The sequence below is a fragment of the Streptomyces sp. NTH33 genome (assembly GCF_003236365.1).
In the GTDB taxonomy this organism is placed as follows: Bacteria; Actinomycetota; Actinomycetes; order Streptomycetales; family Streptomycetaceae; genus Streptomyces.
Genome location: NZ_POTZ01000196.1, coordinates 1 through 12,392, shown reverse-complemented (window position 1 = coordinate 12,392; position 12,392 = coordinate 1). Strand labels below are relative to the sequence as shown.

Genomic DNA, 12,392 nt, shown 5'->3' with positions numbered 1-12,392 from the left:
GTACCTTCCCTACGCCCTCTACCGCCCCCTGGCCCGCCTCGCCCACTACGCCGTCCTGCGCCGCGCCCTGCGCTCCGGCGACCCGGTCGTGGTCCACGACTGCGGCACACAGCCCTGGGTCCGCGCCTGGCTGGCCCGTGCCGCCCGCCGCCGCGGCGGCACCCTGCACCTGCTCCTGCTGGACGTCGCCCCCGGCACCGCCCTGGCGGGCCAGCGGGAACGCGGCCGCGGCGTCTCGCCGTACGCCTTCCGGCGCCACCGCCGGGCAGTGGCCCGCCTGCTGCGCGCGCTGCGGCGGGGCGAGCTGCCGGAGGGCTGCGGCTCGGCGGTCCTGCTGGACCGCGAGGCCGCGGCGGCCCTGCGGCGGATCGAGTTCGTGCCCGTACCCGATAGCCTTCCGGCCACAGCAGTGGTTCCCAGCAGGCGGTAGCAGATGGACTTCCCGGCGGACTTCTCCGCGGACTCTTCCCCGGACTTCCCGGCACAGGCGCACCCCCACCCGCACGGCGGTTGGCCCGGCAACGAGCTGGAGGAGGTGCTGTCGGCCTCCCTCGGCGTCCCGGCGGCCGGCGGCCGGATCATCGAGGTCCTCGGCCGCAGCTTCCTCTGGGTGCCCCTGCCGGGCGGCGGCGGCCCGCACAGCGGCCCGCTCGACCTGCCCACGCTGGAGATCGACGGCCAGGCGTACGTGCCGGTCTTCAGCTCCGAGGAGCAGTTCCGCCAGGTCGTCGGCCCGCACATGGCGTACACCATCGCGCCCGCCGTCGAGTTCGCGCGCGGACTGCCCCCGCAGGCCGGCATCGCCCTCAACCCGGACGGCGTGGTCGGCATCCCGCTGCCGCCGCCGGCCGTGGCCGAGCTGTGCCGGGCGGCGGGCACCCCGCCGACCGGCCCGGCGAGCGGCGGCCGGGTCCGCCTCTTCGAACCCGACTGGCAGGACGACCCGGTGGACTTCCTCTCCGCGGCCTCCGCCGAGTTCGCCGCAACCGGTGTGGTCCTCACCGCCCGCCGCTGCCTGGCCGCCATCGAGACGGCCGACCCGGTCATGTTCATAGGCGTCGAGCTGTCCCACCTGGAGGACGACCCGCTGGCCCGCCCCCTGGACGCCCTGGGCCGCGCCCTGGCCAGGTCCCCGGTCGCGTGGCCGGTCAACCTGGTCCTCCTGGACGTGACCCAGGACCCGGTGGCCGACTGGATGAGGGAAAAGGTCCGGCCGTTCCACCAGCACGGCCACTGAGGGCACCCACGAGCGGCTGCGAGCGGCCCGCGGCCGCGAAAACGGCAACAGCCACCGGGCCGGCAGGCGGCCTTAAGCTAGGTGTGAAGCTCGTCGAGGGGTTCCGAGGGGTTCGTGGAGGGGCGGTACAAAAGGTGAGCGTGAGCGCCAGCGGCACGACGGCCGGGCAGGTCGAGCAGACGCTGCGCCAGGTGACGCCCGGGCGTTACGACGCCTACGAGGCGCTGCTGCGCGCACTGGCGACGCCGTCCTCCGGCCAGATCTGGATGCTGCTGTGGCACGGCCAGGCGGGTTCCCCCGACGCCCAGTACGGGCGCATGGAGGTCGACGGCCACGGCTACGCGCCCTGCGTGACCTCCGCCCAGGAGCTGTCGGCCAGCGGCTGGATGCGGTCGTACGAGGTGGTGGACGGCCTCGACGTGGCCCGCACCCTCTACCCCGACCACTACGGCCTCTGGCTGAACCCGCACGCCCCGGGCGGCGGCGTCGGCATCCCCTGGCTCGACCTGCGCCGCATCGCCACCGGTCTGGACCGCCAGCCCGCGGGGCCGCTCAGCCTGTTCGAACCGGCCGTCGAGGTCCCGCAGTTCTACGCCCTGCTCGCGCAGAACGCCCACCGCACCCCGGCGGTCCGCTCGCTGCGCCGGGCCTGGGTGCAGCCCGCGCTCGGAGCGCCGTACCTCGCCATCGGCCTGGACGTGTACGACACCTCGCCGGCCGCCGTCGACTCGGTGCGCGCGATGATGCAGCAGTCCATCGGCGCCGTCCCCGACGGGCTGCCGGTGTCGACCGTCGCGATGTCCGACGAGTACGACCCGGTCGCGATGTGGCTGCGCGCCAACTCCCGCCCGTTCTACGACCGCGAGAGCCACGCGCCCCCGGCCCAGGCCCCGGCGGCAGGCTACGGGTACCCGCCGGCGCCGGGCGGCTACTGACCCGCCGTCATCCGGACCGGACCACTGGCACGGGCTTCCTCCGGGAGAGCCCGTTCTTCGCGCGTAGATGAGGGCGTAAGGTCGGCTTCTGCGGTGGAAAACCCCAACACGCCCTTGTCCGGCCCTCGTTACCCACTGTCCGGATAACGAAACCCTTCAGTCCGTATCACGTTTGCGCATCATCCGGCCCCAGGCCTGGCGGGTGATCGCGACGGCATTGAAGACTCACCTCTCAGACGCGAGGCGATCGATCCTGTGATCGAACCAATCGAGGGATCTGTTGGGCAGCTGAGCCGTACCCATCTGCGGCCGCCGCGCAGCAAGAAGCGAACCAAAATCGCCCACAGCGGCGGACAAAAGGCCGGTCACCACCGGCGAGAGGGGTCAGGTCACTGTGACCGCACCGATCGAGACCACCGGATCGGAAGCCGGGGCACAGCCTGAAGCTGTGCTCGCCGGGGTCGAGAAGAGCCAGATCGAGGGGCGTTCGCTCACTCAGATCGCCTGGACGCGCTTCAAGCGCGACAAGCTCGCCGTCGCGGGCGGCATCGTTGTCGCGCTCCTCGTCCTGATGGCCGTACTCGCCAAGCCGATCCAGGCGGTCTTCGGGCTCGACCCCAACGAGTTCAACCAGGACCTGATCGATCCCGCCCTGCTCGCCCCCAAGGGCGGCTGGGGAGGCATGAGCTGGGACCACCCCCTCGGCATCGACCCCCAGTACGGCCGCGACATGCTCGCCCGCATCATCGAGGGCTCCTGGGTCTCCCTCCTGGTCGCCGCGGGCGCCACCCTGCTGTCGGTGATGATCGGCACCGTCCTCGGCGTCATGGCCGGCTACTACGGCGGCTGGGCCGACACCCTCATCAGCCGCACCATGGACACCTTCCTGGCCTTCCCCCTGCTGCTGTTCGCCATCTCGATCTCGGCCTCTGTACAGGACGGCTTCTTCGGGGTCAACGGCCTTCCGCTGCGCATCGGCGTGCTGATCTTCGTCATCGGATTCTTCAGCTGGCCGTACATCGGCCGCATCGTGCGCGCCCAGACCCTGAGCCTGCGTGAACGCGAGTTCGTCGATGCCGCCAAGAGCCTCGGTGCTCGTGGGCCGTTCATCCTCTTCCGGGAACTGCTGCCCAACCTGGTGGCGCCGATCATCGTGTACTCCACGCTGATCATCCCGACCAACATCCTCTTCGAGGCGGCACTCAGCTTCCTCGGGGTCGGCATTGCGCCGCCGCAGGCCTCCTGGGGAGGAATGCTCAGCAACGCCGTGGACCTGTACACCGCGGATCCGCAGTACATGTTCGTGCCCGGACTGGCGATCTTCATCACCGTCCTGGCCTTCAACCTGCTCGGCGATGGGCTTCGTGACGCCCTTGACCCGCGCAGCAAGTGATCCCTCCGAATCAAGGGGCTTACCTCAGGTGAAGACGACAAGAGTGACCGCCGCGGTGGCGTCGGTCCTGGTGCTCTCCCTCGCGGTCTCCGCGTGCGGCGGCAGCGACAAGAAGAAGGACGAGGGCGGCAAGGGCGGTACCAACGCTGCCAAGGACGCGGCGTTGAGCTCGATCGTCAACGCCTCGGACAAGAAGGGAGGCACCGTCGCGCTCGAGCACTCCGACGTTCCCGACTCGCTCGACCCGGGCAACACGTACTACGGCTGGGTGCTGAACTTCTCGCGTCTGTACGCCCGTTCCCTCACCACGTTCAAGCCGGCCGCCGGCAAGGAGGGCCTCGAGGTCGTCCCGGACCTCGCCGAGTCCCTCGGCGAGCCCAGCGCGGACGCCAAGACCTGGACCTACAAGCTGCGCAAGGGCCTCACGTACGAGGACGGGACCCCGATCACGTCCAAGGACGTCAAGTACGCGATCGAGCGCTCCAACTTCTCGCCCGAGGTCCACTCCAACGGCCCGACGTACTTCAAGGCGTACCTGGTCGGCGGCGACAAGTACAAGGGTCCCTACAAGGACAAGTCGCCCGAGGGCATCAAGTCGATCGAGACGCCGGACGACCAGACCATCGTCTTCAAGCTCAACCAGCCGTTCGCGGACTTCGACTACCTCGCGACCTACTCCCAGACGGCCCCCGTGCCGCAGGCGAAGGACGACGGCGCGAAGTACGTGCAGCACATCGTCTCCTCGGGTCCGTACAAGTTCGAGTCCTACGAGGAGGGCCGCGGCGCGACCCTCGTCCGCAACGACAAGTGGGACCCGAAGACCGACCCGATCCGCAAGGCCCTGCCGGACAAGATCACCATCAAGTTCAAGGTCAACCCGGTCACGGTCGACAACAACCTGATGTCCGACAAGATCACGGCGGACGCCGCGGGCACGGGTGTGCAGCCGCAGACCCAGCCGAAGGTCCTCACGAACCCGAAGCTGCAGAAGCAGACCGACAACTCCTACGCCGGCGCCACGCAGTACATCGCGCTGAACAAGAAGGTCAAGCCCTTCGACAACGCGGACTGCCGCAAGGCCGTCCAGTGGGCCATCGACAAGCGGTCGGCCCTCGACGCCATGGGCGGCGACCCGAAGGGCGACGTCGCGACCTCGCTGATGCCGCCGTCGGTCAACGGCTACACCAAGTTCGACACCTACGCCACCACCGACCACAAGGGTGACATCGACAAGGCCAAGGCCGCGCTGAAGGCCTGCGGCAAGCCGAACGGCTTCGACACCGTCCTGACGGCCCGTTCGGACCGTCCCGCCGAGGTCGCCATCGCCACCGCCGTTCAGAACTCCCTGAAGAAGGTGGGCATCAAGGTCGAGATCAAGCAGTACCCCTCCGGCAAGTACTTCTCGAACTTCGCCGGTGTCCCGAGCTACGTGCACGAGCACAAGCTGGGCATGCTCTCGATGGCGTGGGGCGCTGACTGGCCGACCGGCTACGGCTTCCTGGACCAGATCGTCAACGGTGCCGCGATCAAGCCCTCGGGTGCCACCAACCTGATGGAGCTGGACGACCCGAAGATCAACAAGGCTCTGAAGGACGGGATCGCCAACACCGACGCCGACGCCCGCACCAAGGCCTGGGGCGAGGTCGACAAGATGGTCATGGACGACGCCTCCGTCGTCCCGCTGGTCTACCGCAAGAACCTGCTGTTCCGTCCGGAGTCCGCGGCCAACGTCACGGTCTCCGAGGCGTACCTCGGCATGTACGACTACCTGCTGCTCAGCTCCGGCAAGTAGTAACAGGGCCGATTTCATTCTGAAAGGCAGGTGAAGGCACCGGCGGCCGGGACGGGCACAACCCGTCCCGGCCGCTTGGAGCCGCACAACTGTGGCTGCGTACATCATCCGACGCGTCATGGGCGCAGTACTGTTGCTGCTGGTGGTCAGCGCAGTCACCTTCGCCATCTTCTTCCTGGTCCCGCGCCTCGGCGGCCAGACAGCCACCCAGTTGGCCACCCAGTACGTGGGCAAGGACGCCAACCCGGAGTCCATCGCCGCGGTCAAGCGCAACCTCGGCTTCGACCAGCCGATCTACCTCCAGTACTGGAACTACATCAAGGGCCTCGTGGTCGGTGCCGAATACAAGTTCGGCCCGGACGTCAGCACCTGCAACGCCCCCTGCTTCGGTTACTCGTTCAAGAACCACGTCGAGGTGTGGCCGCAGCTGCTGCAGCGGATCCCGGTCTCCTTCTCGCTGGCCGTCGGCGCGGCCGTCATCTGGGTGATCTCCGGTGTCACCATCGGTGTCGTGTCCGCCCTGCGCAAGGGCAGCCCGATCGACCGGATCTCGATGATCATCGCCCTCGCCGGCGTCTCCCTCCCGATCTTCTTCACCGGTCAGGTCATCAACGCCCTGTTCGTGTACGAGATCCCGGTGTGGGACAGCGTGGAGTACATCCCCTTCACCGAGAACCCGGCCGACTGGGCGTGGCACCTGGTGCTGCCGTGGATCAGCCTGGCGTTCCTCTTCTCCGCGCTCTACGCCCGGCTCACCCGGGCAGGCATGCTGGAGACGATGGGCGAGGACTACATCCGCACCGCCCGCGCCAAGGGCCTCAGGGAGCGCACCGTGGTCACCAAGCACGGGCTGCGCGCCACCCTGACGCCCATCGTGACCATCTTCGGCATGGACTTCGGCCTGCTGGTCGGCAGCGCGGTGCTCACCGAGACCGTCTTCGGTCTCCAGGGCATCGGCGCCTACGCGATCCAGGCCATCCGCGACAACGACCTGCCGATCGTGATGGGTGTGACCCTGGTCGCCGCCTTCTTCATCGTCTTCTGCAATCTGGTCGTCGACGTGGTGTACGCAGCCATTGACCCCAGGGTGAGGTACTCGTGAGCAAGCTCGACAACGCGTCCCTCGGCGAACCGGTGCCGTCGCCCTCGCCCGCCGACGACGACGCCTTCCTGTCGGTCCGCGACCTGCGCATCCACTTCGACACCGACGACGGCCTGGTCAAGTCCGTCGACGGTGTCAGCTTCGACGTGCGGCGGGGCAGAACCCTGGGCATCGTCGGTGAGTCCGGCTCCGGCAAGTCCGTCACCTCGCTCGGCGTGATGGGCCTGCACCGCTCGGTCAGCGCCAAGGTCTCCGGCGAAGTCTGGCTCGACGGCCAGGAGCTCGTCGGCGCCAGCCCCGAGGACGTGCGCAAGCTGCGCGGCCGCAAGATGGCGATGATCTTCCAGGACCCGCTGTCCGCGATGCACCCGTACTACACGGTCGGGGCGCAGATCGTGGAGGCGTACCGCGTTCACCACGACGTCAGCAAGAAGGTCGCGCGCGCCCGCGCGATCGAGATGCTGGACCGGGTGGGCATCCCGGAGCCCGCCCGGCGCGTCGACGGCTACCCGCACGAGTTCTCGGGCGGTATGCGGCAGCGCGCGATGATCGCGATGGCTCTGGTCAACAACCCCGAGCTGCTCATCGCCGACGAGCCGACCACCGCTCTGGACGTCACCGTCCAGGCGCAGATCCTGGACCTGATCCGGGATCTGCAGAAGGAGTTCGGCTCGGCCGTCATCATGATCACCCATGACCTGGGTGTCGTCGCCGAGATGGCCGACGACCTCCTGGTGATGTACGGCGGCCGCTGTGTCGAGCGGGGTTCCGCCGAGGACGTCTTCGAACGGCCCCGGCACCCCTACACCTGGGGCCTGCTCGGCTCGATGCCGCGGCTGGACCGTGAGCAGCAGGACCGGCTCATCCCGGTCAAGGGCTCGCCGCCCTCGCTGATCAACATCCCGGACGGCTGCGCCTTCAACCCGCGCTGCCCGTACGCCGATGTGCCCAAGGACAACGTCACCCGCACCGTCCGCCCCGAGCTCACCGAGGTGGGCGGCGGACACTGGGCCGCCTGCCACATGACCCAGGAGCAGCGGGAGCGTATCTGGACCGAAGAGATTGCGCCCAAGCTGTGAGCGAGGACACGCCCGTGACGAGGGACGAGAAGGACGTGGCGGTTCCCGCTCAGCGGCCCGCCGACAGCGCTGCCACGCCGACCGAGGCCGCCGCGCCGACCGAGGCCGCCGCGCCGAGCAAGGACGCCTCCTCCTCCGGCGGCACCGCCCCCGGTGAGATCCTGCTCAAGGTGACCGGTCTGCAGAAGCACTTCCCCATCCGGAAGGGTCTGCTCCAGCGCCAGGTCGGCGCGGTCAAGGCCGTGGACGGCATCGACTTCGAGGTCCGCGCGGGGGAGACCCTGGGTGTCGTCGGCGAGTCCGGCTGCGGCAAGTCGACGATGGGCCGGCTGATCACCCGGCTGCTCGAACCGACCGGGGGGAAGGTCGAGTTCGAGGGCAAGGACATCACGTACCTCGGTGTCGGCGGCATGCGCCCGCTGCGCCGCGATGTGCAGATGATCTTCCAGGACCCGTACGGCTCCCTGAACCCCCGCCACACCATCGGCACGATCGTCGGCGCTCCCTTCCGGCTCCAGGGCGTCGAGCCCGAGGGCGGGATCAAGAAGGAAGTGCAGCGGCTGCTGTCGGTGGTCGGCCTCAACCCCGAGCACTACAACCGCTATCCGCACGAGTTCTCCGGCGGTCAGCGCCAGCGCATCGGCATCGCCCGGGCGCTCGCGCTCAAGCCGAAGCTGGTCGTCGCGGACGAGCCGGTCTCCGCGCTGGACGTGTCGATCCAGGCGCAGGTCGTCAACCTGCTCGACGACCTCCAGCAGGAGCTGGGCCTGACGTACGTGATCATCGCCCACGACCTGTCGGTCGTCCGGCACGTCTCGGACCGGATCGCGGTGATGTACCTCGGCAAGATCGTGGAGCTGGCCGACCGGGAGTCGCTCTACAGGACGCCGATGCACCCGTACACCAAGGCGCTGATGTCGGCCGTCCCGATCCCGGACCCCAAGCGCAAGAACGTCAAGAGCGAGCGCATCCTCCTCAAGGGCGACGTGCCCTCGCCGATCGCCCCGCCGAGCGGCTGCCGCTTCCACACCCGGTGCTGGAAGGCGACGGAGATCTGCCGGACGACCGAGCCGCCGCTCAAGGAGCTGAAGCCCGGTCAGCGGGTGGCCTGCCACCACCCGGAGAACTTCGAGGACCAGGCCCCGCAGGACACCGTGCTGCTGTCGGCCGCCAAGGAGGCCGCGGAGCTGGTGTCCGACGAGGTCCTGGCGGAGTCGGCGGCGACCTCGGCGGCGGTGGCCGCGGAGGTGGGGACCGCGGAGACGGAGTCCTCCGAGGCCGCTGAGCCTTCCGAGGCCGCTGAGACCTCCGAGCCTTCCGCTTCCTCCGCCTCCTCCGAGGCAGCCGAGCCCTCCGAGAAGGCGACCGACAAGTAACTCACCCCCTGTAAGAATGGGGGGTGCTTCAGCAACTGTTCAGCCCCTCCGTCCAGCACACGCTCGACCTGGTCGGCATCTTCGTGTTCGCCATCTCCGGCGCGCTGCTGGCCGTTCGCAAGAACTTCGACGTCTTCGGCATAGCCGTCCTCGCCGAAGTGACCGCGCTGGGCGGAGGGCTGTTCCGTGACCTCGCCATCGGGGCCGTACCCCCGGCCGCCTTCACGGATCTCGGGTACTTCCTCACTCCGCTGCTCGCCACGCTGGTGGTCTTCTTCCTGCACCCGCACGTGGAGCGCATCCAGACCGCCGTGTACGTCTTCGACGCGGCCGGTCTCGGCCTGTTCTGCGTGGCCGGTACGACCAAGGCGTACGCCTACGGACTCAGCCTCACCGCGTCGGCGACGCTCGGCCTGGCCACCGCCGTGGGCGGCGGTGTGCTGCGGGACGTACTCGCCAACGAGGTTCCGTCGCTGCTGCGTTGGGACCGCGACCTGTACGCGGTCCCGGCGATCGCCGGCTCCACCGTCGTGGCGCTGTGCATCCACTACGACGCGCTGACCCCGCTCACCAGTGCCCTCGCGGTGGTCTCCACCTTCGTTCTGCGCCTGCTCGCGATGCGGTACCACTGGCGGGCTCCGCGGGCCTGGAACCGGCGCTCGACGGTGCAGGAGGAGTGAGGCCCGCTAAAAGCTACTGCTTAGTAATTTCCTGTTGTATCGTTCACCCATGTCAGAAGCAGCCACCGCCCCGGCCGCGCGGGCCACGATCGGCGACAGCGAGTTCGACCGTGACACCGCGGTCGCCCAGCGCGCCCCCGGCGTGTACGACATCGACCTCTCCGCCGGCTGGACCATCATCAACGCCGTCAACGGCGGCTATCTGCTGGCCGTCCTCGGCCGCGCGCTCGCGGACGCCCTGCCGCACCCGGACCCGTTCACCGTCTCCGCGCACTACCTCACCGCGTCCCGGCCCGGGCCGGCCGTCGTGCGGACGGACGTGGCCCGCACCGGCCGCACCCTCTCCACCGGCCAGGCCTCCCTCTTCCAGTGCGACGAGGACGGCCGTGAGGTGGAACGCATCCGCGTCCTGGCCTCCTACGGCGACCTCGGCACCCTGCCCGACGACGTACGCACCACGGCGAAGCCGCCCGCGATCCCGCCCATGGAGCAGTGCTTCGGTCCCCAGGACGCTCCCGCCCCGGTCCCCGGCAGCTCGGCCATCGCCGACCGCCTGATGCTCAAGCTGGACCCGGCCACCCTCGGCTGGGCGCTCGGCTCGCCCTCCGGCAACGGCGAGATGCGGGCCTGGTTCGGCCTCGCCGACGGCCGGGACCACGACCCGTTCTCCCTGCTGCTCGCCGTGGACGCGCTGCCCCCGACCGCCTTCGAGCTCGGCATCAAGGGCTGGGTGCCGACCGTCGAACTGACCGTGCACGTCCGCTGCCGCCCGGCACCGGGCCCGCTGCGCGTGTCCATCACCACCCGCAACCTCGCCGGCGGCTTCATGGAGGAGGACGCCGAGGTCTGGGACAGCGCCGACCGGCTGGTGGCCCAGTCCCGGCAGCTCGCGCGGGTCAGGCTGGGCTGAAGGGCCGCCGCCCGCGTTCGGTCGAATCGCTCTCGTCCGGGCGCCTGTCGGTCCAGCCGGCGGCCGGCGACGGTCAGCCGCAGCCGCCGGTCGGCGACCCGGTGCACCTTGGCCCGGGGTTCCGCGGGAGCGCCCCGTAGAATCGGCCTCACCATGGCTTACCTCGACCACGCCGCGACCACCCCCATGCTCCCGGAGGCGGCAGAGGCGCTGACTGCCGCGCTGGGCGTCACCGGCAACGCCTCCTCCCTCCACGCGTCCGGCCGCCGGGCCCGCCGCACGGTCGAGGAGGCCCGCGAAGCCCTCGCCGAAGCCCTCGGCGCCCGCCCCAGCGAGGTCGTCTTCACCTCCGGCGGCACCGAGGCCGACAACCTCGCCGTCAAGGGCCTGTACTGGGCCCGCCGCGACGCCGACCCGGCCCGCACCCGCGTACTGGCCAGCCCCGTCGAGCACCACGCCGTCCTCGACGCCGTCCACTGGCTCGGCGAGCACGAGGGCGCCACCGTCGAGTACCTCCCGGTCGACTCCTACGGCCGCGTCCACCCCGAAGCGCTGCGCGAGGCCATCGCCCGCAATCCCGCCGATGTCGCCCTCGCCACCGTCATGTGGGCCAACAACGAGATCGGCACGCTGCTGCCGGTGCGCGAACTGGCCGACGTGGCCGCCGAGTCCGGCGTCCCGCTGCACGCCGACGCGGTGCAGGCCCTCGGCCAGGTCCCGGTCGACTTCGCCGCCTCGGGGCTCGCCGCGATGACGGTCTCCGGCCACAAGATCGGCGGGCCGTGCGGCATCGGCGCGCTGGTCCTGGGCCGCGACCACAGCCCCGTACCTGTCCTGCACGGTGGCGGCCAGGAGCGGCACGTACGCTCCGGCACCCTCGACGTCCCCGCGATCGCCTCCTTCGCCGTGGCCGGCCGGATCGCCGCCGAGCGGCGCGAGTGGTTCGCCCGCGAGATCGGCGCACTGCGCGACGAGCTGATCGAGGCGGTGCGTACGGCGGTCCCGGACGCGATCCTCGGCGGCGACCCCGCACCTCAGGGCCGCCTCCCGGCCAACGCCCACTTCACCTTCCCCGGCTGCGAGGGCGACTCCCTGCTGCTCCTGCTGGACGCCCAGGGCATCGAGTGCTCGACCGGCTCCGCCTGCACCGCGGGCGTCGCCCAGCCCAGCCACGTCCTGCTCGCCACCGGCACCGACCCGGACCTCGCCCGTGGCACCCTGCGCTTCTCCCTCGGCCACACCTCCACCCGGGCCGACGTCGAAGCGGTCGGCAAGGCCATCGGCCCCGCGGTGGAACGCGCCCGCGCGGCGGGACTGACGTAACGGCTCAGGTCCGCGTGGCCGGCACCGCGCGGACCAGCCGTATGTACCGGTCCCAGTCCCAGTGCCGCCCCGGGTCCGTGTGGTCGGCGCCCGGCACCTCCACGTGGCCGATGATGTGCTCCCGGTCGACGGGTATCCCGTACCGCGCGCAGATCCGGGCCGTCAGCCGTGCCGAGGCGGCGTACATCGCGTCCGTGAAGGACGAGGCGTCGTCGACGAAACCCTCGTGCTCTATGCCGACGCTCCGCTCGTTGTACCCCCGGTTGCCCGCGTGGAAGGCCACGTCCAGTTCGCGGATCATCTGCGTGACGTGCCCGTCCTTGCGGACGATGTAGTGCGTGGCGGCCCCGTGCCCCGGGTCCTGGAAGACCTTCACCGCGCTCGCGTAGCTGCCCTGCGTGACATGGACGACCACCCGGTCGATCCGGTAGTCGTCCGGGCGGTCCGCCCGCCGGTAGTTCGACGGGGAGGCCTCCACCCACCGGGCGCCCCCGAAGTCCACCGCGCCCGCCACCCGCGGCTTCTGCGCGCCCGGAAGCCGCCACCACAGCCGGGACAGCCCGCT

The 12,392-nt window shown here is 70.2% G+C and carries 11 protein-coding genes and 1 pseudogene; 11 read left to right on the top strand and 1 reads right to left on the bottom strand.

Going from position 1 to position 12,392, the window contains the following annotated elements:
* The 11 genes and pseudogenes from C1I97_RS19410 to C1I97_RS19360 form a co-directional block, all read left to right on the top strand.
* Window positions 1-430 (top strand): annotated as a pseudogene (locus C1I97_RS19410) (hypothetical protein); the annotation flags it as partial.
* A gap of 3 nt (window positions 431-433) precedes the next feature.
* Complete coding sequence (locus C1I97_RS19405; protein WP_111004485.1) at window positions 434-1,237, top strand: enhanced serine sensitivity protein SseB; 804 nt, start codon at window positions 434-436, stop codon at window positions 1,235-1,237.
* Window positions 1,238-1,377: 140 nt separating this feature from the next.
* On the top strand, window positions 1,378-2,172 hold the full coding sequence (locus C1I97_RS19400) for an enhanced serine sensitivity protein SseB C-terminal domain-containing protein (protein WP_111004484.1): 795 nt from the start codon (window positions 1,378-1,380) through the stop codon (window positions 2,170-2,172).
* Between the two features lie 394 nt (window positions 2,173-2,566).
* A complete protein-coding gene (locus C1I97_RS19395) occupies window positions 2,567-3,565 on the top strand; it encodes an ABC transporter permease (protein WP_111004483.1) in 999 nt (332 codons plus the stop codon).
* 28 nt (window positions 3,566-3,593) lie between these two features.
* On the top strand, window positions 3,594-5,357 hold the full coding sequence (locus C1I97_RS19390; RefSeq protein WP_441349131.1) for an ABC transporter substrate-binding protein: 1,764 nt from the start codon (window positions 3,594-3,596) through the stop codon (window positions 5,355-5,357).
* A gap of 91 nt (window positions 5,358-5,448) precedes the next feature.
* Complete coding sequence (locus tag C1I97_RS19385; protein WP_111004481.1) at window positions 5,449-6,459, top strand: ABC transporter permease; 1,011 nt, start codon at window positions 5,449-5,451, stop codon at window positions 6,457-6,459.
* Window positions 6,456-7,538, top strand: a complete 1,083-nt coding sequence (locus tag C1I97_RS19380) for an ABC transporter ATP-binding protein (protein WP_111004480.1) — start codon at window positions 6,456-6,458, stop codon at window positions 7,536-7,538. The genes C1I97_RS19385 and C1I97_RS19380 overlap by 4 nt, the downstream gene beginning before the upstream one ends.
* Before the next feature lie 14 nt (window positions 7,539-7,552).
* Window positions 7,553-8,914, top strand: a complete 1,362-nt coding sequence (locus C1I97_RS19375) for an ABC transporter ATP-binding protein (RefSeq protein WP_111004486.1) — start codon at window positions 7,553-7,555, stop codon at window positions 8,912-8,914.
* Window positions 8,915-8,937: 23 nt separating this feature from the next.
* Window positions 8,938-9,594: a trimeric intracellular cation channel family protein gene (locus tag C1I97_RS19370; RefSeq protein ID WP_111004479.1), complete on the top strand. Its 657-nt coding sequence runs from the start codon at window positions 8,938-8,940 to the stop codon at window positions 9,592-9,594.
* A 49-nt stretch (window positions 9,595-9,643) separates the two neighbouring features.
* The gene (locus tag C1I97_RS19365) at window positions 9,644-10,504 is read left to right on the top strand and encodes a thioesterase family protein (protein ID WP_111004478.1); all 861 of its coding nucleotides are present in this window, start codon (window positions 9,644-9,646) and stop codon (window positions 10,502-10,504) included.
* Between the two features lie 153 nt (window positions 10,505-10,657).
* Entirely contained in the window at window positions 10,658-11,827 is a 1,170-nt protein-coding gene (locus C1I97_RS19360; RefSeq protein WP_111004477.1) for a cysteine desulfurase family protein, read from the top strand.
* Between the two features lie 4 nt (window positions 11,828-11,831).
* On the opposite strand, the gene C1I97_RS19355 is transcribed toward C1I97_RS19360, so the two are convergent.
* A partial coding sequence (locus tag C1I97_RS19355; RefSeq protein ID WP_111004476.1) for an N-acetylmuramoyl-L-alanine amidase occupies window positions 11,832-12,392 on the bottom strand: 561 nt, incomplete at its 5' end.

What these genes read in the sequence shown, in the direction of transcription:
- C1I97_RS19360 (WP_111004477.1), top strand. Translation starts at nt 10,658, where the DNA reads ATGGCTTACCTCGACCACGCCGCGACCACCCCCATGCTCCCGGAGGCG.
- C1I97_RS19405 (WP_111004485.1), top strand. Translation starts at nt 434, where the DNA reads ATGGACTTCCCGGCGGACTTCTCCGCGGACTCTTCCCCGGACTTCCCG.
- C1I97_RS19365 (WP_111004478.1), top strand. Translation starts at nt 9,644, where the DNA reads ATGTCAGAAGCAGCCACCGCCCCGGCCGCGCGGGCCACGATCGGCGAC.